The 25,783-nt window shown below is 69.2% G+C and carries 20 protein-coding genes; 10 read left to right on the top strand and 10 right to left on the bottom strand.

Annotated features, from left to right (window positions below; all coding sequences use genetic code 11):
• Nucleotides 1-4 precede the first annotated feature (4 nt).
• Together AC07WJ_RS06215 and tagH are read left to right on the top strand one after the other, a co-directional pair.
• Nucleotides 5-559: a DUF6931 family protein gene (locus AC07WJ_RS06215; RefSeq protein ID WP_494933636.1), complete on the top strand. Its 555-nt coding sequence runs from the start codon at nucleotides 5-7 to the stop codon at nucleotides 557-559.
• 28 nt (nucleotides 560-587) lie between these two features.
• Nucleotides 588-1,931: a type VI secretion system-associated FHA domain protein TagH gene (gene tagH, locus AC07WJ_RS06210; RefSeq protein WP_494933635.1), complete on the top strand. Its 1,344-nt coding sequence runs from the start codon at nucleotides 588-590 to the stop codon at nucleotides 1,929-1,931.
• A gap of 16 nt (nucleotides 1,932-1,947) precedes the next feature.
• Here the strand turns inward: tagH and AC07WJ_RS06205 are convergent, their stop codons facing one another.
• The 7 genes from AC07WJ_RS06205 to AC07WJ_RS06175 all read right to left on the bottom strand — a co-directional run bounded on the left by AC07WJ_RS06205 (nucleotide 1,948) and on the right by AC07WJ_RS06175 (nucleotide 13,192).
• Nucleotides 1,948-4,272, bottom strand: coding sequence for a serine/threonine-protein kinase (locus AC07WJ_RS06205; RefSeq protein ID WP_494933634.1), 2,325 nt, complete (start codon nucleotides 4,270-4,272; stop codon nucleotides 1,948-1,950).
• Complete coding sequence (locus AC07WJ_RS06200; RefSeq protein ID WP_494933633.1) at nucleotides 4,265-5,083, bottom strand: PP2C family protein-serine/threonine phosphatase; 819 nt, start codon at nucleotides 5,081-5,083, stop codon at nucleotides 4,265-4,267. Before AC07WJ_RS06200 ends, AC07WJ_RS06205 begins: the two co-directional genes overlap by 8 nt.
• 4 nt (nucleotides 5,084-5,087) lie before the next feature.
• Complete coding sequence (tagF, locus tag AC07WJ_RS06195) at nucleotides 5,088-5,798, bottom strand: type VI secretion system-associated protein TagF (protein WP_494933632.1); 711 nt, start codon at nucleotides 5,796-5,798, stop codon at nucleotides 5,088-5,090.
• A complete protein-coding gene (gene tssM, locus AC07WJ_RS06190; protein WP_494933631.1) occupies nucleotides 5,770-9,345 on the bottom strand; it encodes a type VI secretion system membrane subunit TssM in 3,576 nt (1,191 codons plus the stop codon). Before tssM ends, tagF begins: the two co-directional genes overlap by 29 nt.
• Before the next feature lie 28 nt (nucleotides 9,346-9,373).
• Entirely contained in the window at nucleotides 9,374-10,846 is a 1,473-nt protein-coding gene (tssL, locus tag AC07WJ_RS06185; RefSeq protein WP_494933630.1) for a type VI secretion system protein TssL, long form, read from the bottom strand.
• Nucleotides 10,843-12,180, bottom strand: a complete 1,338-nt coding sequence (tssK, locus tag AC07WJ_RS06180) for a type VI secretion system baseplate subunit TssK (RefSeq protein ID WP_494933629.1) — start codon at nucleotides 12,178-12,180, stop codon at nucleotides 10,843-10,845. Before tssK ends, tssL begins: the two co-directional genes overlap by 4 nt.
• Nucleotides 12,181-12,400: 220 nt before the next feature.
• Nucleotides 12,401-13,192: a Crp/Fnr family transcriptional regulator gene (locus AC07WJ_RS06175; protein WP_494933628.1), complete on the bottom strand. Its 792-nt coding sequence runs from the start codon at nucleotides 13,190-13,192 to the stop codon at nucleotides 12,401-12,403.
• A gap of 279 nt (nucleotides 13,193-13,471) precedes the next feature.
• On the opposite strand from AC07WJ_RS06175, the gene AC07WJ_RS06170 reads away from it, so the two are divergent.
• The 3 genes from AC07WJ_RS06170 to AC07WJ_RS06160 are packed head-to-tail and all read left to right on the top strand — an operon-like array spanning nucleotide 13,472 to nucleotide 16,099.
• Nucleotides 13,472-14,965 (top strand): NAD(P)-binding domain-containing protein, encoded by a 1,494-nt coding sequence (locus AC07WJ_RS06170; RefSeq protein ID WP_494933627.1) that lies wholly within the window; start codon nucleotides 13,472-13,474, stop codon nucleotides 14,963-14,965.
• Nucleotides 14,966-15,005: 40 nt separating this feature from the next.
• Nucleotides 15,006-15,512 carry a CMD domain protein gene (locus AC07WJ_RS06165; protein WP_494933626.1) on the top strand — a complete coding sequence of 169 codons (507 nt, stop codon included), beginning with the start codon at nucleotides 15,006-15,008 and terminating at the stop codon, nucleotides 15,510-15,512.
• Complete coding sequence (locus AC07WJ_RS06160; RefSeq protein ID WP_494933625.1) at nucleotides 15,509-16,099, top strand: peroxidase-related enzyme; 591 nt, start codon at nucleotides 15,509-15,511, stop codon at nucleotides 16,097-16,099. The genes AC07WJ_RS06165 and AC07WJ_RS06160 overlap by 4 nt, the downstream gene beginning before the upstream one ends.
• 268 nt (nucleotides 16,100-16,367) lie before the next feature.
• Here AC07WJ_RS06160 and AC07WJ_RS06155 read toward each other — a convergent pair whose 3' ends face one another.
• Nucleotides 16,368-17,669, bottom strand: a complete 1,302-nt coding sequence (locus tag AC07WJ_RS06155) for a peptidoglycan DD-metalloendopeptidase family protein (RefSeq protein WP_494933624.1) — start codon at nucleotides 17,667-17,669, stop codon at nucleotides 16,368-16,370.
• Nucleotides 17,670-18,169: 500 nt separating this feature from the next.
• Between AC07WJ_RS06155 and AC07WJ_RS06150 the strand changes: the two genes are divergently transcribed.
• The 3 genes from AC07WJ_RS06150 (at nucleotide 18,170) to AC07WJ_RS06140 (ending at nucleotide 21,839) form a co-directional block, all read left to right on the top strand.
• Nucleotides 18,170-20,824: a caspase family protein gene (locus tag AC07WJ_RS06150; RefSeq protein ID WP_494933623.1), complete on the top strand. Its 2,655-nt coding sequence runs from the start codon at nucleotides 18,170-18,172 to the stop codon at nucleotides 20,822-20,824.
• 40 nt (nucleotides 20,825-20,864) lie between these two features.
• The gene (locus AC07WJ_RS06145; RefSeq protein WP_494933622.1) at nucleotides 20,865-21,494 is read left to right on the top strand and encodes a tail fiber domain-containing protein; all 630 of its coding nucleotides are present in this window, start codon (nucleotides 20,865-20,867) and stop codon (nucleotides 21,492-21,494) included.
• Between the two features lie 63 nt (nucleotides 21,495-21,557).
• Nucleotides 21,558-21,839 (top strand): PAAR domain-containing protein, encoded by a 282-nt coding sequence (locus AC07WJ_RS06140; protein WP_494933621.1) that lies wholly within the window; start codon nucleotides 21,558-21,560, stop codon nucleotides 21,837-21,839.
• Between the two features lie 20 nt (nucleotides 21,840-21,859).
• Here the strand turns inward: AC07WJ_RS06140 and AC07WJ_RS06135 are convergent, their stop codons facing one another.
• Together AC07WJ_RS06135 and AC07WJ_RS06130 are read right to left on the bottom strand one after the other, a co-directional pair.
• Complete coding sequence (locus AC07WJ_RS06135; protein ID WP_494933620.1) at nucleotides 21,860-22,774, bottom strand: adenylate/guanylate cyclase domain-containing protein; 915 nt, start codon at nucleotides 22,772-22,774, stop codon at nucleotides 21,860-21,862.
• Between the two features lie 248 nt (nucleotides 22,775-23,022).
• Nucleotides 23,023-23,949: a YdeI/OmpD-associated family protein gene (locus AC07WJ_RS06130; protein ID WP_494933619.1), complete on the bottom strand. Its 927-nt coding sequence runs from the start codon at nucleotides 23,947-23,949 to the stop codon at nucleotides 23,023-23,025.
• Between AC07WJ_RS06130 and zwf the strand changes: the two genes are divergently transcribed.
• The gene (gene zwf / locus AC07WJ_RS06125) at nucleotides 23,830-25,218 is read left to right on the top strand and encodes a glucose-6-phosphate dehydrogenase (protein WP_494933846.1); all 1,389 of its coding nucleotides are present in this window, start codon (nucleotides 23,830-23,832) and stop codon (nucleotides 25,216-25,218) included. The two genes, AC07WJ_RS06130 and zwf, sit on opposite strands and share 120 nt — an antisense overlap.
• Nucleotides 25,215-25,712 (top strand): CinA family protein, encoded by a 498-nt coding sequence (locus AC07WJ_RS06120; RefSeq protein WP_494933618.1) that lies wholly within the window; start codon nucleotides 25,215-25,217, stop codon nucleotides 25,710-25,712. Before zwf ends, AC07WJ_RS06120 begins: the two co-directional genes overlap by 4 nt.
• The last annotated feature ends 71 nt before the right edge of the window (nucleotides 25,713-25,783 follow it).

Genomic DNA, 25,783 nt, shown 5'->3' with positions numbered 1-25,783 from the left:
CATCATGGGAAAGCTTCGTTTTGCAACCGCCCGCGACGTCTTCGAGGCCTTCCCCGCTTTGGCCGACGACATGCTCACGCCGCCCGCCGACCGCGAGCCGCTGGCCTTTCTGGCGGAGCTGGCCGGCGGTCCGACCCCCGAGGATGCGATCAGTTTCTGCGCCTATCTGCTGCCGCGCCGCGACGCGGTCTGGTGGGCCTGCCGCTGCACGCGCACGCTGGCCCGCGACCAGGCGGCGGTCGAGGACGAGGCGCTGGTCGCCGCCGAGACCTGGGTGCGCGACCCCAACGAAGAGCGCCGGACGCTGGCGCTGAGCATCGGCAACGCCGCCGACCGGACGCGGCCGACCACCTGGGCCGCGCTCGCCGCGGCCTGGTCGGGTGGCAACCTGTCGATCGGCGAGCATCCCGGCGCGCCGGCGCCGCCCCATCTGACCGCCAAGGCGACGCGCGCCTGCGTGCTGATGGCGCTCGCCAGGGTTCCCGCCACGGAACGCCGTGCTAAACTTCGCTCCTGCATCGAGGGCGGCATTCGGCTCGCCGCCGCGGAGGCCATGTGAAACGGGGACGGGCCGGTCGGGCCGGGTCATGTCCCAAGCCGCGGAGACGTCGTTGATCGCGCTGCGCCTGACGATCGAAAACGAGACCTCCCTGCCCGATGGCGGCCCGCTGTCCTATACGCTGGCGGGCAAGCGCGGCATCGACATCGGACGCGACAAGCATCTCGATTGGGTGCTGCCCGATCCCAGCCGCTATATCTCCGGCAAGCATTGCGAGATCCGCTTCCGCGACGGCGGCTATTGGCTGCATGACGTGTCGAGCAACGGCACTTTCGTCAACGGCAATGCGTCGAGGCCGGTCGAACCGCGGCGCCTGCGCAATGGCGACCGGCTGGAGATCGGCCGCTACATCATCCAGGTCGAAGTCAGCGGCGAGCCGGCCGCCGAGCCCATGCCGGACCGGCCGGAGCCGCTCGCCGGCGCCGGCGACATCTGGAGCATTGACGGCGAGGCCGCAGCGCCCGCGGCGGCCGGCGAGATCCGCGCCCGGCGATCGTCGCGGCCGGTGGTATCCGGCGACATGATGGACTGGGCGGTCGATCTGCCGGGCCCGATCGGCCGGCCGCCGGAACCGCCCGTGGTTCCCACGCCGCGGTCCCGGCCGCCCCCCGTCGCGAACGGCGGCGCCACGGCCGATGCCGGCGAGACCGTCGACTGGTCGCTGCCGGCGGTGGCCGTGGCGCCCACCGAGGACGGGGCCGAACAGCCGCCGCCCGCGCGGGCCATGGAGATGCCGGCACCGGAACCACGGCGCGAGGCCGCTTCGCCGTCCCGGCCCGCAGCTGCCCCAGCGGAATTTCTCACTCGTTTCGCCAGGGGCGCCGGCCTTCCCGCCAGCCTCCTGCAAGACCGCGACCCGGCCGAGCTCGCCGAAGAGCTCGGCCGCCTGATGCTCGCCGTCACCACCGAACTCAAGGCGCTGATGCAGGCGCGGGCCCAGACCAAGGGCGCGATACGCAGCACCAACCAGACCACGGTTCAGGCGCTCGACAACAATCCGATCCCCTTTGCCCCGACCCCCGAGGATGCGCTTCGCCTCATGCTCGCCGGCACGGGCCCCGGCTATCTCGGCGCCGAGGCGGCGATGAAGAAGAGCTTCGACGCGCTGAAGACCCACCAGCTCGATACGTTCATCGCCATGCAGGCCGCGGTAGACGCCTTGATCGAGCAGCTCGACCCGGCCGCGGTCGAGCGAAACGCCGAACCGGACAAGGCGCTCGGCCAGATCTTCGCCTCGCGCAAGGCCAGGCTATGGGACCTGCAGCTCGCGCGCTGGCAGGCGCTGGCCGTCGCCCATGACGACGGCCTGCGCGGCGCCTTCATGAGCTTCTTCGCGTCAGCCTATGACCGCCGCACCGGACGAGGCAGCTGAACCGACGTTGGCGCGGTCAGTTCTCGATACGGAAATATTGCCTGAGCACGGACACCGATTGCGGATCGCCCGCCAGTTCCCGCTGCAGCGCCGGAAACAGCGTCGCGGCGGAAGCCTGGCCACGGAAATCGAGCGCCTGCGGCCGTTGGGGCGCAACGATCGCCAGCACCAGTTTCGGCCGCCGCTGCGCGGCCGCGCCCGGCTCGGTCGCGATGCTGACGCTCATCGGGCGACCGCCGGGCTGGGTCCGCACGACAGCCCGCTGCACGGCGCCGTCATCGGTGACCACGAGAACGCTGACGCTCTTCAGACCGGCCCCCTGGATCGCCCCCTCGATCGTCTGCCCGGCGCGGATGTTGAACGCCTGCAGGTCGAAGCGCAGCGCCGGATCGCGTTCGCCGCTGATCGAGCGCAGGAAGTCGACCGCCGGACATTGCGCCTCACTCAGCAGGCGAAACTGAATATTGGCCTCGAAGCCGAGCGCCCTCTTGAAATCCGCGTCGAATTTGCGGACCGCCTCGGTCGAGATCCCGAAGGCCTCGATATCGGCCCGCCGGTCGCCGGCGGAACGGACCGCCAGGAACAGGCAGGATCCGCCGTCATAGGCGCGAACGAAATCGGCCGGCGTGGCCGGCTCCGGCACGCGCGCCGGTGGCGGCCCCAAGGGCGGCACGGGCAGCACCGGCGCGGGCCTCGCCGGCACGGACGAGACTGGTGGAACGGCGGCAAGGCTCGGCTCGGCCGGCCGTGCCGGCGGCCGCTCGCCGCTCGTCGAAGCCCCTGACCCGGACCCCGCCGGTGGCGGTGGCACCGGCGGCGCGGGCCTCGGCGGCACGGGCGCGGCTGGCGCGACCGCGGCGAGGTTCGGTTCGGCCGGCCGTGCCGGCGGCCGGCCGCCACTCGTCGAAGCCCCGGGACCGGGCGCCGCCGGCGGCGGCCGCGCCGGCCCCGGATCATCAGGCGACGGTGCACCACCATCACTGCGCGCCGGCGTCGACGGCTGGCCTCCGGGGGGCTCCGGCGGCCGCCTGAGCAGCGTCGCCAGCGCATCGGCGAGACTGGGCTCGGCCGGCCCCGCCCCGGCAGCGCCCGGTTCGGCTGCGCCTGGGTCAACAGCACTTGCCGCCGCCTGATCGCTCTGACCGGCGGCCGGCGCGGATTGTGAATCGGCGCGGGCTTCTTCCCGCGGCGACGGCGTCAGCAGGGGCGACTGGCCGTCATCCCGCTCCCGTGGCCGGTTGGCCTCCGTCAGCGGTGGAAAGGGATCGTCATCGCGCGCCGATATCGTCTGCCCCGGGATCAGCGCGGGAGCCCAGGTGACGACGGCCACGCCGGTGGCGGCGAGCGCGACCAGCACAGCGGCGGCGACGGCGGCCGGCAGCCAGCGGCGGCGTGGCGGTGCGGCGAGCAACTGGTCTTCCGCCGCGCGCAGGCGGCCCCGGCGACGGCCGCCGGGCGCCCCGGCCGACAGGCCTTGCCCACCATCGGCCTCCGGCGCCGGCCGGAGCTGCCAATCGCGGATCGCCTCCATCGAGGCCGGCCGATCGGCCGGCGAGGGTTGCAGCATGGCGGTCAGGAGCGGAACGAGCGCGACGTCGACGCCGTCGAGATCGGGCACCTTGCGGCGGCTCTCGATGGTCTCGACATGGCTGCGACCCATATCGAGCGGCCGGCCGCGCAAGGCCTCGGCGATCAGCAATCCGAGGCTGTACATATCGGATTTCGGCGTGATAGTGCCGCCGAACAATCCGAGCTGCTCGGGCGAGACATAGTTGTATTTGCCGGCGAAGCCGTCGCCGATCACCGTCGTCGCGCCCGACAGCGTCGACTTGGCGATGCCGAAATCGATGATCTTAGCCCGGCGCAGGTCTCCGCCGGGCAGGATCACGTTGTCGGCGGAAATGTCGCGATGAACGATGCCGATCTCATGGGCGGCGGCGAGCCCGGCTGCCAGCCGCCGGAGCAGGACGAAGCACTGCCCGACGGCGAGCGGGCCACGCTTGACCAGGTCCGACAGGGGCTCGCCGTCGACGAACTCCATGGCCAGATAGGGCCGCCGCAGCACCGGATCGATGGCGAAGACGAAATAGCGGATGATCGCCTCGTGATGCAGCTGATGCAGCGCCGAGGCCTCCTTGCGAAACAGCGCCAGCGCGGCTTCGTTGCCGATCAGTTCCGGCCGGATCAGCTTGATCGCGACCTGGTCGTTGGTTTCGATGAGATGGCCCCGATAGACCTCGCCCATGCCGCCGGCGGCGATCAGCGTGTCGATCTCATAGGTATCGTTCAGCCGGGTTCCCGGCGGCACCCGGCCGAAGATGACGGCGGTCTGTTCAGCCATCGGCGGCATTCCTTCGAGACATCAGCACCGTCCGCTCGCGCGGATGACGCAACGCGCCGGTCCGGTCGTGGCGCTGCAGGCCGACGACGATCACACTGACATTGTCGCTGGCCCCCCGCGACAATGTCGCGGCGACCAATGCGTCGCAGGCCGCGCGCGGCGTGCGGCCCGCCAGCAATGCCAGGATCTCGGTATCGGCCAGGTGGGTGTTCAATCCATCCGAGCACAGGACAAAGACGTCGCCATCTTCCGCCTTTCCCTGGGCGATATCCAGCTCGAGCTCGTCGGCCACCCCGATCGCGCGGGTGATGATGTTGCGGCGTGGCCAGGTCCGGGCCTCTTCGGGCGTCACCAGGCCGCGCTTCAACAGGGCGGCGACCTCGGTATGGTCCTCGGAAATCCGGCTGATCGCACCGTTGCGGACGAGGTAGAGCCGGCTATCGCCGGCCCAGACGCAGGCATAGGCCTCGCCGAAGACCAGCAGCGCCACCACGGTGGTGCCGAGCGAGACTTCCTTCTCGGCCGCATAGCTGCGCAGCGCCCGGTTGGCCTGCCAGGTCCGCTCCTCGAACTGGGCGAGCAGGTCCGCCGCGGTCGCCGGACGGCCGATGGTGGCCAGTGCTTCGACCAGGGTGGCGCTGGCCAATTGACCATCGGTCAGCCCGCCGACCCCGTCGGCGACCGCCCACAGGCCGATATCCGCGCGCGCGATGAAGGCATCCTGGTTTTCCTCGCGCACGCAGCCGACATGGCTGGCGGCGGCGGTTTCGGAGATCAGGTCGGGATCCTCGGAAGATCGACGCGCCGTCATGGTGTCACGCCCCCTGTTCGAAAGCTCCGGTCAGCATGGCTGCGAATGTCACCGGCGACGGCAGGCCGCGCGCGTTCAACGCCATCGGCGCGAAGCCCTCGCCGCCCACCGTCCACCAGACCGACATGGCCTCGACCGCCGCCGCCTCGGCCTGGCGCTGGGCGTCGTTCAGCATGTCGCCGAGCGGCGTCTCCCCGGAACCGGCGCCGAAAAACGCCTCGGCGGACGCCGGCGCCACGGGACCGGCCAGTGCCGCGGGCGGCTCCACCGCCCTGAGCTCCGCCAGGAAGGCATCGAAGTCGCAATCCGGCTCGAGCGCCGCCAGCATCAGCTCCTCCAGCGCCGCGAGCGCGGCTGTCCGACCATCCCGGCTCGGCGGCGCGAAGCGATGCGCGGCCGGGGCCGGCGCCAGCACGGTCAAGGGAAAATAGCGCCCGACGCCGTCGACGCTCGGCATCAGCGCCCCGACCAGCGAGGTGCCGAGCACGCCGGAACCGCACCAGAAGCGCCAGATCGGCGCCTTGACGAAGGCCGCGGTCCAGCCGGCACCGAGCGACTGCCTGGTCGCCGCGATCACCCCCTGCAGCCAGGTCTCCCACGGTCGCAGCACCGATGACGGCAGGTCTAGCGCGACGAAATCGCGCTTGGCCGGCAGTTTTCCGAACACGCCATAGGACATGGTCCAGTCACCGTGCGCCGGGACAGCGGAATTCACGCAGCACCGTCGATGTCAGCGGATTGACCGGCGCGGCGACGTTGATCGCATAGGCGATCTCGCGGCCGCCGACCGGGAAGGTCGCGATCAGCGTCTCGCCGCTGCGCTGGACGGTGCCGGCCTCGATGAGCCGGAACAGCGCCCAGGGACCTTCGCGCTGCAGCGACACGCTGCGCCCGGTCGTCTGGTCCATCACCATGATCACCGCCGCCTTCTGCATGCCCGCCGGCCCCGGCCATTGCATCGGCGTCGGCGCATCCGGCGGCTTCGGCCGTTGCGGCTGGGGCGGTTGCGGTTGGGGCCGCTGGCCAAACAGGACTTCGAGGCCGGACGGTGCGGGCGGCGGCGGTGGCGTTTCCGGCGCGTCCTTGGCGAGGATCGCGCCATTGACCTCGAGCCTCGCCGACGCAACGCCCTGCGGCATCACCATGTTGCGGACGACGAAGGAAAAGCCGGCGGTTCCCGTGCGCATATAGGTTTCGCGGATCGCCGCCGCGCGTTGAAAGTCGCGCAGCAGCGCCACCGGCAATTGCCGCCCGACCGGATTGGTCTGGTTCCACGCCCAGTCGCGCCGGGTCGTATCGGCATAGGGCGCGAGATTGGCGGCGAAGAAGCGGTCGATGATGCCGTTGGTGCCGAACAGCCGCTCGAAATCCGCCAGCGATATCTCGGTGGTCGCACCGCGGGTGAACGGATAGCGGCCGGCGGTGGCGAGCCGGCACGGCTCGGCGACCTGCTCGACCAGCGCCTGATTGATCCGCGCCACCGTCGTGCCGGTGGCATCGGAATCGAAGGAATTGGCGGCCGTCTGCATCATGGTCGAGAACGGCGGCGGCAGGCGCGTGGCATTGCCGCGCAGGGACTGCAGGTGGGTGCGGAACATCTGCGTCGCGGCCGCCGTCTGGGCCGGGTCCGACATCGCCATCAGCGACTGATGGATGTCGCTCAGGTTCTTGATCAGGTCGTCGATCGGTCGCCGGCCGCCCTGGGCTTCGACCACCACATGCATGGCCCGGAACGATGCCTCGATCTCGGCGCCCGGGACCACGCCGGCCGGAAAGGCCACCCGCGGCGGCGCGCTCGGCGCCGGCGCCGCACCCGCGGGTTTCGGCTTTTCGCGCGTCAGCTGGGTTTCCTCGCGGATCGATTCAAACAGCGCGATCAGCGGCGAAGTGGCGCGCGCCGCGGCGTCCAGCGTGACGTAACCCGGCCGGTCCGCGGTCAGCGACTTGATGCGCAGGCTTCGGAGCGCCGTATCCCAGGCCCGGCCGAACTCGCGGCCGTAGCGCTCGAGCAGCGCCGGCTCGAGCTGGTCGAATTGCCGCTGCAGCGCCTGCTGGTCGGCGACCTCGCCCATCAGGCCGCGCTCGCGCTCGACCTGCGCGCGGACATCGGCGAGCCGGCCGAGAAAAGCTTCGTGGAAACCGTCATAGGTGAACAGGAAGGGCACGCGGACCGCATCGAGGTCCTCACCGACACGGGCCTCGAACACCCGTCCGGCGTCCTGGCCGCCCTTCGCCCTGGCGGTCCAGTCGCGGTTGCGCTGCTGGGCGGCCGACGAACGAATGAGCTCGAAGGCCCGGTCGATGACGCCCATGCGCCCGAGCGTGCGCTGCGTCTCCAGGATGAGCGCTTCGTCCAGCGCCACGGCGCGTGTATCGGTCGGCGGGTCGAACTCCATCAGCGCGTCGAGATGTTCGCCGAGCGCGCGCCGGCCATCGGCATTGGCCGCGCCGCGGAACTGGTTCTGCTCCCAGTCGCTGCGCAGGAACGACCGGACCTGGTCCTTGGCGAGCGGCTCGCGGCCGCCCAGCATCAGATAGATCGGCAAGGCCTGGTAGGCATAGGCCGCGTCCTGCTGCCGGCTGCGCAATTCGGTTTCCAGCCGGTACAGCAGCCGTGGCCGGAAGTGCCGTTCGAGGCCCGCCTGATAGGTGCTTTCGGCGGCCGAGTTGAGGCGCGGCCGCTGGCTCAGCCCGAAGGTCTCCGGCAACGGCGTCGCCATGTCGCGCTCGGCGAAACCCGCCGGCATGTGGCGCAAATGGTGCAGGTGCCTGAGCGGCCGGCTGAGGTCGCCGTCGCCGACCACCGTCTCGGCGCTGACATCCTCGCCGATCAGCCGGTAGCGGCTGGCGCTCTGGAACGTCTGCTCGATCAGATCGCTGTTGCGCTGATAGCTGAGCCACCAGGCGCCGAACAGGCCGGCGCAGACGAGCGCGATCGCCGCGAAGCCGAAGCCGCGCAAGGCCGTGTTGCGCCGGACCACCGCCCGGTTGGTCGAGACCCAGCCGGCTTCGCCGACGATCACCTTGGTGATGAGATCGGTGAGGAAATAGCTCTTGCCGATGCCGGAATAGCCGCTCGCCGCCAGCTGCTGCGCGCCGAAGGAGCGGCTGAGCGCGCCGATCAGCCGGTCGATCGGGGTGCCGAGCTGGGTGCCCGAGGTGAAATAGAAGCCCCGCAGCGTCGCATTGGCGTGGTAGCGCGTCGGCTCGAAGATGCGGCCGAGAAAGTTGACGATCGCTTCCTTGCTCGCCGCCATCTGGCTGGGGAAACTGAGCACCTGCACCTTCGCGACCGGCGTCGGCTCATCCTGCAACCGGTCGACCAGTTCCAGGTTCAGCCGCTCGATCAACAGGTCGAATTCGTCCGGAACCTCACCGACCTTGTTGAGCGTCTTGTCGTCGGTCTGGAACGTCGTGCCCCAGACGACCTTGCGACCGGCCTCGTTCAGATGGCCGAAAAACTCGACGAAGCCGGCCACCAGGTCGGCCTTGGTGAACATGGCGTAGACCGGGAAATCCACCTTGAGATGGTCGTGGAGCTCGATCAGGCGGGCCCGGATGGCCTCGGCATGGGCCCTGGTCATCTCCGGCCCGCCGGTCACCAGGTCCTCGAGGCTGATGCACACGATGACGCCGTTGATCGGCTGTTTCGGCCGGTTTTCCTTGAGCAGTTCGAGAAAGGACAGCCAGCTCTTCTGGTCGCCCTTCTGTTCCGAATCCTGGGTGGTGTAGCGGCCGGCGGTGTCGATCAGCACCGCGTCTTCGGTGAACCACCAGTCGCAATAGCGGGTGCCGCCGACACCGGCGACGGCCGCCGGCGTCATGCCGCGCGCCAGCGGGAATTTGAGCCCGGCATTGATCAGCGCGGTGGTCTTGCCGGAGCCCGGCGGCCCGATGATCATGTACCAGGGCAGGTCGTAGAGGTAGTCGCCCTTCGCACCCGACGCCTTTCTCAGCGTCTGCAGGGCATCCTTCATCTTGTCGGCGAGCACCTCGCCGTCGCCCGCCGGCTCGGCTTCGCCAAGGCCCTGGCCTTCCAGGCTCTTGGCCAGCAGCGCTTCCGCCTTGCGGCGCCTGAGCACGGTGACGACGATGGCGGCGAGCAGCACCAGGCCGATCAGCCCGACGACCAGCGCGCGGATCCAGAGCGGATCGAGCGGCCGGATCGTGCCGACCGCCACCAGCGGGCCGACGAACCAGACGAGCGCGGCGAGCGCCAGCCCCCCGATCGCGTAGCAGACGAGCAACAGCCAGATCTTCATTTTCATCGCCTGCCGTCCCTCGGTCGGCCTACCGGCACGATGTCACCGCGCGGTCGCGCGGGATGACCAGCTCGACCCGCCGGTTGCGGGCCCTGCCTTCATTGGTGTCATTGGAGCCGATCGGCTGGTCGGCGCCCTTGCCGTCGACCTCGACGCGCTGCGGCTGGGTCAGGCCCGGCCGGATCAGATTGGCCACGGCCTGGGCGCGTTCGACCGACAGGTGCCAGTTCGACGGAAAGCGCGCGGTCGCGATGCGCGTGCTGTCGGAATGGCCGATGATCTTGATCGCGCCGGCCTGATGCTCGAGAACCGCGCCGATCTTGGTCGCGACGGGACGGAAACTGTCGAGCACCGTCGCCTGGCCCGACTCGAAGGAGGCAAAGGCGCCGACCCGGAGGATCACCGAATTGGCGGATTCGACCACGCTCACCCGGTCCGTACTGATCTCGGCCGCCAGCGCCGCGCGAATGCAGTCGAGCTGCGTCGAGGTCGGCGGCGGCGGCGGCGGTTGCACCGGCGCCCGGCGCAGCAGGGCGATGGTGTCCGTGGGCACCAGCCGCCGCACTTCGGTCGCCACCGTATCGGCCGATCCGGCCAGCAGGAGCCGCAGCGTGATATAGGTCACGCCGAGGACGGCGGCGGCAACGGCTGCGACCGACCAGAGCGGCACACGGAACGTCGCGGCGGCCGGCGGAATGTCCTGGCCGCGCCAATGCGGCGAGAGGTCGAGATCGGTCCTCGGGCGGACCCGCCTGAGCGTCTCGTAGAGATTGCGCTGGAGTGTCTGGAGCGCTGCCGCGCCGCCACCGGAGGTGCGGTGAATGCCCTGGAAGCCGACCGCGAGGCAGGCATACATCAGCTCGAGCAGATCGTAGTTCCTGAGCGGGTCCTGCTTGGCCTTGTCGAGCTTTTCGAAAAATCGGACACCGCCGATCCGCTCGCCGAAAAACCGCGACAGCATGCTGTACTGCGTCCAGATCGGCCGGTCCTCGGACGGGATGTTCTGGACGATGTCGTCGGCGGTCGCGCAGAGCGCATATTTCGCGTCGGTCGCCTGCTCGGGGGTGGCCCCATGCGCCAGGACATCCTTCTCGAAACCGTCGATCGCGTCCGCGACCTGGTCCATCAGGTCGGCGAAGCGCGCATGCATCAGCGAGGCGCGCAGCCGGCCGAGCAGCAGCAGCAGCGGGCAGGCAGCCTCCAGGAGGATGTTGTCGTTCGGCGCGATCGGCACGTCACGCTTCAGCAACATGACCTGGCCCGGCTGCTGCGGTTCCGGCCCGCGACCGGCCACGGGCTGCGGCACGGGCTCGGGCGCGGCGGCGCGGCCGGTGGTCCAGTCGTCTTCCACCGCCGGCGATCCGGGGCTGTTCGCCTGTGGCTGCGGCGGCGCCTGCGGTTGCGGCGCCTGCGGCTGAGCCCGACGGCCTCCGGGGTTCGGCTGCACGATGGTGCGGTCGCTGCGGCCGAACGGATCGAAGGGCGGGCTCTTGTCGCTCACGGACGATCTCCCAGGATCGCCCAGAACTCCAGCTCCAGGTCGGGCCAGGTGCCCGAAAAATGGAAGCCGACCGCGCTCGCGGTGGAGAACTCGGGCCAGAGCGGCGAGGTCCGGTCAAGCAGGAAATAGACATGGTCCGCCATGGCGCGGATCTGCGGCGGCGGCGTCGGCAGATGGATCAGCGGCACGCCCGGCAGATGGGCGTGCACGATCTCGTTCATCTTGGTATTGGGCCCCACCTTGAACAGCTGCGGGAACTCGTTCTGGATCTCGGTCAGCGGCCGGCGCGCCGACACCTCCAGCACCAGGTTGGCGTTGCGGAACAGCGAGCGGTCCTTGATGGTCGAGACGAAGGCATTGGCCGCCCGCTCGACGATCTCCAGCCGGATCGCCCGGCGGCCGTAGCGGATGCTCAGATATTCCTGAATGTCGCGCACCACGGGTGCGAAGGTGTTTTCCAGATCGTCGTGGTCATAGGCCGGATAGTCGTTGGTCCGGCGCTCGGGCGACGCGAAGGTCGCGAGTTCGCCGACGAAATGCAGGAGCTCGACATAGAGCCGCTCGGGATGGGCGAACCGGGTCATCCGGAGATGCTTGAGCGCGGCGAGGTGGCGGTTGAGCAGTTGCAGGACGAAATAGTCGACCGTCTGCAGACCGCCGCCGGCGGTCGGGTCGGCGGCGTAGCGCGCCAGCTCCTCAAGCTTGTTGTCCATCCAGCCGATGATCCGGTCCATCCAGCCGTCGACGGTCGGATGGGCGTTGCAGATCAGAAGCGGCGGAACGTAGCGGTCGTCGAAGATGATCGCCTTGTCGCGTATCTCGAGCACGCGGGCGACGCCGAGCGACACGTAGCCCGGCTTCTGGGTCTTGCGGACATCGAAGCCGAGCCGCGGAAAGGCGATGTCGATCTCTTCCTCGACCCGCAGCGAGGAATTGGAATCGATGATCGTCTGGGTCGCCGTCACGAACCGGCTGCCGGTCTCGGAACTGCCGGCATCGACCTCACGCGTATTCGGCGCGATCACCGGCAGCGACAGCCAGACGGTGCTCTTGGCGGCATTTTCCGGGATCTCGATCGGCGCCGGCAGCGGGCCGTCCATCGGCAGGTCGAACGGCGTGCCGTCGGGCATGATGCCGGTGGCCCGGCGCAAGGCGAAGCGGCTCTGCTGGGCGAGATCGCGATCGATCTCGACCTCGGCGAAACCCCAGGGATAGGGCGTGATGCAGCGCACGCGGGTTTCCACCAGGCGCTCGAGATAGCGATCGCCTTGCTGCATATGGTGGGGCCGCAGGAACAGACCCTCGGACCACGCGACTTTCCCGAACCACGACATGAACAATCCATATGTTCTATCGCGCAGCGATAAGGGCCTCAAAGATCGTAGCGCGGCATTCCAAGGATGAGAAGAGGCGGCACGATTTGTCTCGTCTTCGGCGAAGACTGAGCGGAGTGTAATGCGGCATTATTTCCGGGAGACTTCTTGTCGGCAAACCATGACGGCCTTCCTTGGATCAGGCTGTGTGCTGACGCACATCAGCGGCTCGCGGAATGGGTCACGAGGCCTCGGCGCGGCCACCGGGGACCACGCCGAGCTTTTCGATTTCGCTGCGGATGAGTTCGGGTTTCGGGATCAGCAAGGCGCCGCGCTCGCGGCGGATCAGGCCGCCATGGTCGAGATCGTTCAGCTCGCGCGAGACGGCCTCGCGGCGCGCCCCGATGCGCGCGGCGAGATCCGACTGGATCGGCGGCGGGCTGACGATGAGCCCTGGCGCCACCCGCCCCGGCCGGGCGAGCCGCAGCAATTCGCTGAGCAGCCTCAGCCGCACCGACAGGATCGTATGCTCGAGCAGCTTCATGTTGCCGAGACGCACCCGCGCGGTCAGCATGCGCATCAGCCTGAGCCCGACCGGCGGCGATCCGAGCACGATATCGAGGAACACCGCCGCCGGAATCCGGCAGACCTGGGTCCGGACCAGGGCGGTGACATTGGCGCCGCGCCTCAGCCCGTCGATGGCCGCCATCTCGCCGATGATCGTGCCGCCCTCGAAATCGCCGAGGATCAGCTCGTGGCCGAGATTGGTCCGCATCAAGACCCTGACCGAACCACGGATGACGACGAAGACATCGTCGCTTTCGTCGTCGAAATCCATCACCAGCGCGCCGGGCTTGAACTCGATCCAGCGCACCCGCGCCTCGTTGCGCGCGACGATGGTCGGCTCGGCGCCGTTGAAAAAGGCAAGATCGGTCAGTTGATGGGCCGGCGCGGCGCCGGTGCCCCTGGGCTGCGGCTGGCCGCCGGTCCCGGTGGGAACCGCGGAACGTCCGGCTTGGTCAGATTGCGACATGGCGATCCTCTCCCGGCGCAGATTGCCCTAAGGTAAGACACGGGATCAAGACCGCCGGCGACAAACCTGGCGGACGGGCTCCGCGCCGGCAGCATGGGCTGCGCGGCCGCTCGCGTCGATTGTGGTGAAACCCGACCAGGCGTCGCCGCCGGGCGCGACCGCGTCCGGGATCGGGCTCGGCGGTGCCGGCGGACGTTCGCGCGGTCGGGCCGGGCGGTTGGGTGACGGCGGTGACCGCGCTCATGGACACGCCCGCGCACCGCCACTACCTTCGGCGCCATGAGTGCCTCCGCAATCGCCAAGCCCTTGCCTGGGACATCGGCCGACCCGGCTGCCGCGCCGCAATCCGCCGGCCTCGCGGCGCTCGAAGCAAGGCTCGGCTACGATCTGTCCTGCCTCAACGTGCCGCCGCAGAACTGGGTGCCGCCGACATCGGCGCCGGACGGCACACCGGCGAGTGATGTGGTGGTGATCGGTGCCGGCATGTCCGGGCTCGCCGCCGGCTTCGCGCTGATCCGCTCGGGAGTGCGCAACATCCGCATCCTCGATCGCAGCCCGGCCGGGCGCGAGGGGCCGTGGATCACCTTCGCGCGGATGGAGACCCTGCGTTCGCCCAAGGAGCTGCTCGGCCCGGCACTCGGCTTGCCCGCCCTGACCTTCCGGGCCTGGTACGAGGCCCGTTTCGGCGAAACGGCCTGGTCCGAGCTCTATCGGATCCCGCGACCACTCTGGATGGACTATCTCGCCTGGTATCGCCAGGTGATCGGCCTGCCGGTCGAAAACGACGTCGAGGTCACCGGCATCGTGCCGCAGGCCGGGCTGATCCGGCTCGATCGCGCAGGCGGGCCGGCGATCTTCACCCGCAAGGTCGTGCTCGCGACCGGCCGCGCAGGCCTTGGCCGTGCTTTCGTCCCCGCCTTTGTCGATGCCGTGTCGCCCGCGCTCTGGGCCCATTCCTCCGACGATATCGACTTCGACGCCCTGCGGGACCGGCGCGTGACGGTGATCGGCGGCGGCGCCTCGGCCATGGACAATGCGGCGGAAGCGCTCGAGCACGGCGCGGCCAGCGTCCGGGTGCTGGTCCGGCGAGCCGAGATGCCGCGCATCAACAAGCTCATGGGCATCGGCAGCCAGGGCTTCACGCTCGGTTATCCCATGCTCTCGGACGCCTGGCGCTGGCGCTTCATGCATTATGCCGAGCGGATGCAGACGCCGGCGCCGCGCAATTCCACCCAACGCGTCAGCCGGCATCCCAATGCGAGCTTCCATCTCAATTCCGGCCTGGCCGGGCTCACCGAAGTCGCCGGCGCGCTGCGGCTGCAGACGGCCAGGGGCCGCGCCTTCGAGACCGATTTCCTGATCCTCGGCACCGGCTTCACGGTCGAGATCGGCGAGCGTCCGGAGCTGTCCGTCTTCGCCTCGGCGATCGCCACCTGGGCCGACCGCTACACGCCGCCGCCGGAACTCGCCAGCGCCGAACTGGCAAGCTTTCCCTACCTGTCGCCGCATTTCGCCTTCGAGGAGCGGAGCGCCGGCGCGGCCCCCTTCCTGCGTGACATTCACTGTTTCAACCATGCCGCGACGCTCAGCCTCGGCAAGGTCAGCGGCGACATTCCGAAGGTCAGCGATGGCGCGACATGGCTCGCCGAGGCCATTGCGGGCGAATTGTTCTGCCGGGATATCGAGCGCCATTGGGATCAGCTCGTCGCTTATGACAAGCCCGAACTGCTGGGTGACGAATGGACCGATGCCGAGGCGGACGTCGAGCCGTGACCGATCGCCATATCCGCGATATCTGCCTGGGAGGTGACATATGAGTGCGGAGGCCGATGGCCCTGATCTGATCGACCGGCTCGCCGGCATCGCCCCGGCCTCGCCGCTGGCGCTCCTTCGCCGGCAGCGCCCGGACATCCGGGCCCATATGCAGGGAGCCTATGACGCGCTCGTCGATCCGCCCGACCCCGGCCATGTCAGCCATGCCGAGCGCGCGGCGATTGCGCTGCGCGTCGCCCGGATCGAACGCGACGAGACTTTCGCCGCGCATTTCCGGGCCGTGCTCGACGCCGCCGCCGCGCACGATCTCATCGCGGCCGTGGAAGGGGCGGCCTCCGGTACCCCGCGCCTGCAGGCGCTGCTCGCCTTCACCGATCTGGTCACCAGCACGCCGGACCGGGCCGATGGCCAGGAGATGGCGCGGCTGCGCGGCTTCGGCCTCGATGCGCGCGACATCGTGGCGGTCACCCAGCTGATCGCCTTCATGACCTACGAAACCCGCGTCCTCGCCGGCCTGCGGATCCTCAGGCAGGAGGCAGCCCGATGACACGCTTCACCCTCGCCCCGGTCGATTGGGACCCCCGCCTGCCGCCGCTGGACGAGAACCAGGCGACCACGGAGCAGATCGCCGCACTCGACGCCGCTCCGGCGAACCAGCGCCATTCGCCCTATCTGCTGACGCTCGCCCATGATCCGGGGTCGCTGGCCCACCGAGGCGCGCTGTTCAAGAGCGTGATGTATGCGCCACGCGGGCTGCCCCGTGCCGAGCGCGAGCTCGCCACCGCCATCGTCTCGATCGTCAATGGCTGCGTCTATTGCACCTCGGTGCACGCCCGCCGCTATGCCGAGCTCACCAAAAAGCCGGAGGTCATGCAGCGGCTGTTCGACGAGGGGCTCGGTGCGTCCTTCGACCCCCGTCAGGATGCCATCATCGCCTTCAGCGCCAAGCTGACCGAGGACCCGACCGCCATGACCGCGGCCGACCTCGCGCCCTTGCGGGCGGCTGGGCTCGGCGATCTGGAGATCCTGGATCTCATCCATTCCATCGCCATGTTCGCCAATGCCAACCGGCTGATGCAGGCACTCGGTGACCCGGTCATGCCACCCGACGAGACGTCGGCCGGCGCAGCCTGATCCGGAAGGTCCCGAGACGGCGGGGCCAGGCGACGCCCGGAGCCTGTGGCCTCCTGTTTCCCTGCCCGGCCCAACCCCGAATGCGCCGTTCCCCAGAAGCAGCGCGGATGGCCGGGCCAAGCCCGGCCAAGACGAGAAGCGCCGTCGAGGAGCGCGCACTGGACCTCCGGCCGCAGGACGCCTTCCGATGTCTCGGGACAGCCCGAAGCTGACACATCGTCTTGCCCGGGCTGGTCCCTGATATCCACGACTGGCTCGCACCAAAATCCTAGTCCTGGCGCGGTCTCGGCAGGCTCATGCCGAGCTCCTCGCCGACGCGCAGGAACCGCATCGGATCGTTCGAGGTGCCGCGCAGGCGCGTTTCATAATGCAGATGCGCACCGGTCGAACGTCCCGTCGAGCCGACCAGCCCGACCCGGGCGCCCACCGCCACCGGCTGTCCCTGGCTGACCAGGATTTCGGAGAGATGCGCATAGCGGGTCACCAGCCCGTTGCCATGGTCCACCTGGACCAGGTTGCCATAACCGCCGCCCCAGCCGGCCGACAGCACGACACCGCCGGCGGTGGCGAAGACCGGCGTCCCCGTGGCGGCCGCGAAATCTTGTCCCGCATGCATCCGGGCCGTGCCCAGGAAGGGGTCGGACCGGGGGCCGAAACGGCTGGAGACGCGGCTCTCCGGCCCTACCGGCCGGCGCAGCGGCAGGGTCTCGATGGTCGGCGAAAGGCGCCGGATGGTCGCGACATTCTGGCGGATCGCGGTGATCGCAAGCCCGAAGGGCCCGGCATCTTCCGGCCCCTGGCGCGCCACCACTGCGACCGAGGCCGCCGCCCGGTTGCGCGCCGGCTCGACGATGTCGGTGAGCTCGCGGCCGGCGACGTCGACCGCCTGGCGCAGCAGGTTGGCGCGCGCCTGGGTTGCCGCGCCCATGGCCTGGACCGCGCGGACCTGATCCGTTTCGAGCCGCTTGATACGCCGGTCGAGCAGTTCGACCACCTGCGACACGTCGCGTTCGGCAAGGGTCAGCCCGCCGGGCAAGAGCGGCCGGCCTGGCGCCTCGGCGATCGCCCGTGCCTGGCCGAGCCGCGGCCTGTCGGCTTCGCCATGCTGGGCCTCCGGCGGCGGCAGCTCGGCCGGCTCGGCATCCGGGTCGAGATTGACGTCCGTGTCCGGCTCTTCCGCCAGCGGCAGCAGCGAGCGCGTCCTCTCGCGCAGCGCGCTCGGACGCGCCGCCGGAACCGGAACGGCATCGGTGCCGCTGGCGCGGCCGAGCCCGGCGCTCAGCGCCGCGATCGGCGCTCCGCCGATCTGTTCGGTCAGCCGGACAAAGGCCGATTGCCGCGTCTCGATCTGGCTCTGGCGCCGGGCGAGATCGATCAGCCGCCCTTCGACGCCGGTGCGGTCGAGGCTCATCCGGTCGAGATCGCGCTGAGCCCGGTTCGCCTCGGCCTTCGCCGCGGTCAGGGCGCGGCGATATTCCACCACCTGCTGCTCATGCAGGTCCTGCAATTGCGAGGTTCGGGCAACCGCACTCGCCGCCAGCTTGTTGCCGGCGAACAGCAAGTAAGTCATGCCGGCGCCCCAGGCGGCGACCAGCCCGAAAACGAATATGACGACAAATATCGTGCCGGTGCCGACAGAAAATTCACGAACCGACGAATTATTTCGCGTGCCCGCAAGATTGCCCGGGCGGCTGCGTGAAGCGGAACCTGGAGAACCGGCCTTCCACATGGCAGTTTTCAGCGGTTGAGGGTCAACTTTACTAAAAAAGCTAGGTCTCGATGCCCGTACTGTCAATTTCGGACGGGCGGCAATTGGCCTCGCCTTCCATCCGTCGCACCGGCGCTGGCGGCTCGCATCGACATCTCCGTCGTGCCGGCAGCATCTTTGCGGTGCATGTCATAACGCCACTCAACTCTGCGTCATGTGCGCCAGCGCACGGACCATCTTCCTGATTTGAACGAGCAATCGTTGACGCTCCCCAAGCATTGGTTCATCGTCATGACACCTTACATCGTGATGACAGTGCGACCGTCCTTTTCCGCAAGGCCAACAACGTGGCGAGGCGAGAAATGATAGCACAACGTGACAATTTGCGCGCGATCGCGCGTTGCTTTGCCCTGACGGTCCTGACTGCGATCGCGGTCGTCCTGACATCCCTCCCGACGGTTCAGGGGGCCTTGGCGCAGACCACCGGCAAGCGCGTCGCCCTGGTCATCGGCAATTCCGAATACGCCCACCTGCCGAAGCTCAGGAACCCGACCAACGACGTGCGCGAGGTGGTGGCGGTTCTCCGCTCCGCGCAGTTCGAGGTCATCTACGGCCGGGACCTGACCCGTATCCAGTTCGAGGAATTGACCAAGACATTCCTGCGCTCGGTCGAGAACGCCGATGTCAGTCTCGTCTATTATTCCGGCCACGGTGTCCAGATCGCCGGCCACAACTACCTGATCCCGGTCGATGCCAGGCTGTCGACGCCCTATGACGTCGAAATCGAAGCCGTCATGATCGACAATATCTACAATTACATTCGCGAAAACTCGAAGATGCAGCTGGTGTTCCTCGACGCCTGCCGGGACAACCCGTTCCGGATCGAGCAATATTGGATCGCCGACCGGCTGGAGCGCGCCACCGGCAATCAGGGCCTCGCCCGCCCGGCCAGCGCCGCCTCGCCGTCGCGCGCACTCTCCGGCAATGGCAGCCTCTTCGCGTTTTCGACCGAACCCGGCCGCGTCGCCTATGACGGCAGCGGCGATCTCAGCCATTACACCCAGGCCTTCGTGCGCCGGGCCCTGACCCCCAATCTGGAGGTCCGGCAGATGCTGACCCAGGTTCGCCGGGACGTCATCACCGCCACCAACGGCCAGCAGATCCCCTGGGAGAACTCGTCGCTGGTCGACGACTTCTTCATGCTGCGCCTGCCCGGCGCGCCGGTGACCGCGGCGATCCACCGGCTGAACGTCGTGGCCGGAGCAACCCCGGCGCCGATCGACCTGCCGACGCCGCGCAGCCCGTCGGGCGCGCCCTTGACGGTCGCCTTCGACCGCACTCCCGAAACCGGCAGGCTGCTGGTCGACGGGCGCCCGGTCGAACCGGGCCGGCCGATCCAGATCGCCCAGCTCGCCCATCTCACCTTCGATCCGGGGACCGCGGCTGCCGGTCACGTCGAGTTGCTGACCTATGCCGTGTCCGATCCCTGGAAACAGTCGAGCCAGGGCGCCATCGCGGTGTCGGTAACCGAAGCCGCCCAGATGGCGCGCTCGTCCACCCGGGTCGCCCAACAGGCCCGCCCCGCGCCGGCGCCGCCGCGCCACCAGGAGGCGCACGCTTATGTCGCGCTGCTGCAGCGCTCCGCCCCTGAAATCCCGATCGGCGTCGGGCCGGTGCCATTGCGCCTGCCCGAGCCGCGCGGCATTCCCAGCGGCGAAGTGCTCAACGTCACCTTCAATGAGGTTCCGGCGACCGGCATGCTGCGTGCCGGCGAGAAGGTGGTCGAGACCGGCTCGACCTTGCCGCTCGGCGAGATCACCAGCCTGACCTTCGAGCCGCAGATCGGCACCCAGGGCCAGGCGCAGGCCTTCCGGCTGACCCTCGACACCGGCGACCGCCGCACCGCCTCGGGCTTCGCGGCGCGCCCGGTGATCCATCCCTGCGATGCCGCCGCGGCCGAACCGTTCGACCTGCAAGGCGTGGCGCCGGGACGACTGCCCAACGAGATCGACCCGCCGGCGGCGCTGAAGGCTTGCACCGAGGCCGTCGCGCAATATCCCGGGATCGCCCGGTTCGAGTTCCAGCTCGGCCGGGCTCACCTCGCCGCGCGAGCCGTCGCCGAGGGCTGGCGCCATGTCGAGGCGGCCGCCGACCGTGGCCATGTCCGCGCGCTCTATCAGATCGGCTACCTCAATCGGCTCGGCGTCGGCCGGCCGGCCTCCGAGACCGCCGCCGTGGAAATGTTCAAGCGCGGCGCCGATCGCGGCGATCCCTACAGCATCTATGACTACGGCAAGGCCCTGTTTTATGGCCGCGGCGTCGACAAGGACGTCAGCAATGGCCTGACCATGATGCTGCGCGCGGCCGATCTCGGCCACACCTATGCGATGAACGAACTCGGCTACATCTTCACTTCCGGCTCGGGCATGACCGCCGATACCGAGCGCGGCATGCGCTTCTACCAGGCCGGCGTCGAGCGGCGCGATATCTATTCGTTCAACAATGTCGGCATCGCCTATTTGCGTGGCACCGGCGTCCAGCGCGACCTGAAAAAGGCCATGGACTACTTCGTCCGGGCCGCCGCGGGCGGACACCCCTATGCTCCGACCAATGTCGCACGTCTCTATCGCGACGGCGCCGGCGTGCCGCGCAACGAGGCGCTGGCCGCCACCTGGTTCGAGCGCGGCGCCGAGCGCGGCGACTACTGGGGCGCCTTCGACCGCGGCCGGCTGGCGCTGCAGGGCGCCGGGCGCCTGCGCAACACGGTCGACGCCGGCTATTATTTCGCGTTGGCGACCGCCCTCAATCGTCCGGGCGTCGGCGATCCCGACAACAATGCTCGCCAGATGCTCCAGCGCCTGTCCGACGAGGACAAGCGCAAGGTGGAGCAGCGGCTGCTGCGCCAGCTGAACGGCGCCGACGCGGCAACCGCCGGCACCGCCTCGCTCGATGACCGGCTCGTCGCCCTGGCGCGGCGAGGCTGGGAGCAACGCAATCCGCGCATCGACCTGTTCTGAGACGAATGGGCGACCCTCTCTACCGACAACGGAGGTAATGATGTCGAACCTGCGCAAGACAACCGCGGCCGCATGCATCCTGGCGGCGGGGGTGGCCCTCGGCGGCTGCGTCAGCGATCGGACCGAATGGGTCGACGGCCCGCCCACCAGGGCCGGCCGGACCTATTATCGCGAAGGCCCGGCGCGCTATGTCGAGGCGCCGCGCGTCTATCGCGAGAGGCCCGCGCGCTATGTCGAAGAACCGCGCCGGGTCCGCGAACGGCCGGTGCGCTATGTCGAGCAGCCTCGCCGGGTGCAGCAGGCCGCGCCGCGACCCGCGGCTACGCAGGCTCCCGCGCCGGCGCCCCGGGACGCCTATATTCCCGACGGGGGCGGAAGCGGCGGTGGCGGCGGTGGCGGCGGCGGTGGTGGCGGCGGCGGCTGGTCGGACCGCCGCCTGAAGCGCAATATCGTGCGGCTCGGCACATCGCCGAGCGGCCTGCCGATCTATGCCTTCGACTATGTCTGGGGCGGCCCGCGTCATGTCGGCGTGATGGCGCAGGACCTGTTGCAGGTGCGGCCCGAGGCGGTGATCGCCACCGGCAGCGGCTACCTGATGGTCGATTACGACATGATCGACGTTCGCATGACCACCTATGAGGACTGGCTGGCGGCACGCGTGCCGGCCTGAGCCGCGACCAGCCGGTCCGCCTGGCGCGCGGACCGGCGCCCGCGCCTCGAGGAGACAAACCGAATGGGCCTTCCCGCGGCACGCCTCACCGACATGCACATTTGCCCCATGGTGGCGCCGGGCATGACGCCGATCGTCACGGTCGGCGCCCTCAACGTGCTGATCGCCGGCCTGCCGGCCGCGCGCGTGACCGATGTCTGCGTCTGCGTGCCGCTGCCGGATCCGATCATCAAAGGCTCGACCTCGGTGCTGATCGGCGGCCTTCCGGCTGCCCGCATGGCCGATCTCACGCTTGCCGGCGGCGTCATCGTCACCGGTTGCTTCACCGTGCTGATCGGCGGCTGACCCGCCTGCCGCTGCCCGTTTCAGGTGCTCAGCACCGTGAAGCGGATCGCCGCCGTCGGATCCTGAGCCGGATCGAAACCGGCGCCGATGGCACCCAGGCCGTGCAGGATCAGCTCCTGGCGCTTCAGCATGATCGCCGGCTCGTCGGCGAAAGCCACCGAGGTGCCGTTGGTGCTGTGATCGATCAGCACCCACAGGTCGCCGCGAAATTCGATGGTCGCGTGATCGCGCGAGGCGCGCGGCTCGGCGATGACGATGGTATTGCCGTCGCTGCGCCCGATGGTGATCCGCTCGCTGCTCCCGAGCGCGGTCCAGCGCCGCTCCGCATAGGCGAGCCCCAGCCGCCGGCCGCCCAATCCCGGCCCGCTCAACCGATCGGTCACCACCGTCACGGTCGAGACCGGATTGGCGTCCCACAGCAGCTCGGCAATGGCGCGCGGCGACGTCACGCCCTTGATCGCGATGGTTCCGAGCCGTCGCATCATGCGCCGCTGCACCGATGACAACCGGCCGGCCAGCGCCATGTCCATGATGATTTCGCCGCCGCTTGCGACCCCGGCCAGCCGCGAGGCGATATTGACCGTGTCGCCGAAGAAGTCGCCGGCATCGGCGATGACCGGTCCGGCATGAATGCCGATCCTCAGCCGGGTCGCCTCGTCATCCGGCACCTGGCGATCGCTCGGGCGCGCGCTCAGGCGGCGCTGGGCGGCAATCGCCGCATCACAGGCCGCCGGCAGATCGTCGAACACCGCCATGACGCCGTCGCCGATCGATTTGACGACCTGGCCACCGGCCTCGTCGACGGCCAGGCGGATTTCGCCGAGACAGGCCTCGACCGCGTCATGGGCCACCGGGTCGGACAGGCGGCGGAACAGCCGCACGCTGCCTTCCACGTCGGCAAACAGGATTCCCCGGTCGGTTCGGCGCTGATTCATCGCATGCATCCCGACGCGCCGGCCACCACACCCGGCCGGGGCCCCCGTCCGGGCGGTGCGTTGCGATTTGGGCGCGCCGAACTTGAGTGGCACGGAGCCCCGGCGTCAAGTCTCGTCCCGACGGCCGGCATCTCGTCCGCCCCCGCTCGGCGAGATCGCCGGCGACCGGCGACAGCGAGCCTGCATTGCATGAGCTTCCCGCAGGTCGACCATGCCGAGGTCATCGCCGGCCTGGAAGCCGCCGGCGGCTAACGTTTGCCCGTTCGCGGATAGATGGTCTCGCCGCGGGCGAGCATGGCGACATAAGTCTCGATGCGGCGGGCGCGGGTCTCGGCCTTTCTCACCGCCGCGATCCGGTGCAGCACGGAATAGCGGTTCCGGCCGTCCAATTGATCGAACAGGGCTTTTGCGGCCGGGTTGGCGTCGAGCGCGGCCTGCAGGTCGTCCGGGGTGCCGCTGGTGCTCTGCGGGGCATAGGCCGCTTCCCAGCGGCCGTCGGCCTTGGCGCGCTCGATCTCGGCCAGCCCGCCCGCCGCCATCCGCCCCTGCTCGATCAGTTTCAGCGCTTTGGTGCGGTTGACCTCGGACCAGCGGCTCCTCGCCTTGCGCGGGGTGAAGCGGAGCAGCCAGAAATCCTTGTCAACCGGGCTGCTCTGGCCGTCGATCCAGCCGTGGCACAGCGCGCCCTCGACCGCTTCCGGTTGCGACACGCTGGGAATTCCCGAACCCTTCTTGGCGCATTTGAGCCATACCCCCGACGACGTCCTGGGTTGCGCGCCGAGCCAGGCTTCCCATTCCGCCGCGCTGGCGAAGGCGATGATGGGCTGATCCGTGTCTTCGGCTTTCATTCGGCTCTGGCTCCATGCTGGCATGAAGCCGATAAGCTTCCAGGCGCGCTTCGTCCAGGGCATGATCGGCGCGCCGGCTGGGACGGCCCTCGAGATCGGATTGGGAAAGGTTTTTGCATGACCAGCCGCGTGATACCCGTGCCGCCCTTCGTCCTGACCGTTTTCGGGGCGACCGGCGATCTCGCGCGCCGCAAGCTGCTGCCGGCGCTGTTTCAACGCGATGTCGGCGGCCAATTGCCCGCTGAAGCGGTCATTGTCGGCGTGGCGCGGCGCGTGATGACGCGCGATGACTTCCGTGGCCTCGCCCGCGCCGCCATTGTCGAGCATGTGCCGGGCTCGGACGGCGCCGGGCCGGACCTCGACCGCTTCCTGGCGCGGCTGCACTATGTCGTCGTCGATGCCGAAGGCGAGGCCGGCTGGACCGATCTGGCGACCATGATCGCCGGCTTCTCGGACCGCGTTCCCGTCCACTACCTCGCCACCGCGCCCCAGCTGTTCGGGCCGATCTGCGAGAAGCTCGGCCGCTTCGGCCTCGCCGGCAACGACGCCCGGGTGGTGATCGAAAAGCCGATCGGCCGGGGCCTCGCTTCCGCCGTCCAGGTGAACGAGGCCATCGGCAAGGTGTTTCCGGAGGAGCGCGTCTACCGGATCGATCACTATCTCGGCAAGGAGACGGTGCAGAACCTGATGGCGCTGCGCTTCGCCAATGCGCTGTTTGAGCCACTGTGGAACAGCGCGCATGTCGACCACGTCCAGATCACGGTGGCCGAAAGCCTCGGCGTCGAGGGGCGGGCCAGCTATTACGACACCGCCGGCACCCTGCGCGACATGGTGCAGAACCACCTGCTGCAGCTGCTGTGCCTGGTCGCCATGGAGCCCCCGCCCTCGCTCGAGGCCGATGCGTTGCGCGACGAGAAGCTCAAGGTGCTGCGCGCGCTCAAGCCCATCGACCAGCGCAATGCCGCAAGCGTCACCGTGCGCGGCCAGTATCGGGCCGGCGCCTCTTCGGGTGGCGCCGTGCCGGGCTATCTCGACGAACTCGGCTCCGACCTGAGCCGGACCGAAACCTTCGTCGCCCTGAAGGCCGAGGTGGCCAACTGGCGCTGGGCCGGCGTCCCCTTCTATTTGCGTACCGGCAAGCGTCTCGCCGCCCGCGTTTCCGAAATCGTCATCGGCTTCCGGCCGGTGCCGCATTCGGCCTTCGACGCCAGCGTCGGGCCGATCCTTCCCAATCAGCTGGTGATCAGGCTGCAACCGGACGAGGGCGTTAAGCTGTGGCTGATGATCAAGGATCCTGGACCCGGCGGCATCCGGCTCAGCCACGTGCCGCTCGACATGACCTTCGCCGAGGCTTTCAAGGCGCGCAATCCCGACGCCTATGAGCGGCTGATCCTCGATGTGGTGCGCGGCAACCAGACCCTGTTCATGCGCCGCGACGAGGTCGAGGCGGCCTGGCGCTGGATCGATCCGATCCTGGAAGCCTGGCGCAATATGGACGAACCGCCGCGCCCCTATACGGCCGGCACCTGGGGCCCCTCGGCCTCGATCGCCCTGATCGAGCGCGATGGGCGCACCTGGCAAGAGGACGGAGCATGAGCAAGGATATGATGAGCACGGATCTGGATATCGTCGCCGGCCGCGTCGCGGCCCGCCTGATCGCCCGCAAGGAAACCATCGCGGTCGCCGAATCCTCCACGGGCGGGCTGCTCTCGGCCACCTTGCTGGCGGTTCCCGGAGCCTCGCGCTACTTTCTCGGCGGCGCGGTGGTCTATACCGCCGCGGCCCGGGAAGCCCTGCTCGGCATATCGCTCGACGACATGGCCGGCATGCGCTCGTCCTCCGAGCCTTATGCGCAGCTGCTGGCCGAACGCTCCCGTCTGGCTTTGCAGGCCAGCTGGGGACTGGCGGAAACCGGCGCCGCCGGTCCAACCGGCAACCGATATGGCGACGCTGCCGGCCATAGCTGCCTGGCGATCAGCGGTCCCTCCACACGGGTGCGCACACTCGAAACCGGCCTCGGCGATCGCGTCCTCAATATGCGGCTGTTCGCGGTGGCGGCCCTCTCGCTGCTGGAAGAGGCCCTGGGCTGACGGCGCGCGGTTTCGGCATGGTGGCCATCCCGCGAATCCGGCCGGACGGCGATTGCCAATCGCCGCTGGTC

The organism is Phreatobacter sp. GW821-FHT04C01, from assembly GCF_059420385.1.
Note: the sequence above shows the minus strand (reverse complement) of the source record. Positions and strands in the feature narration are given on the sequence as shown.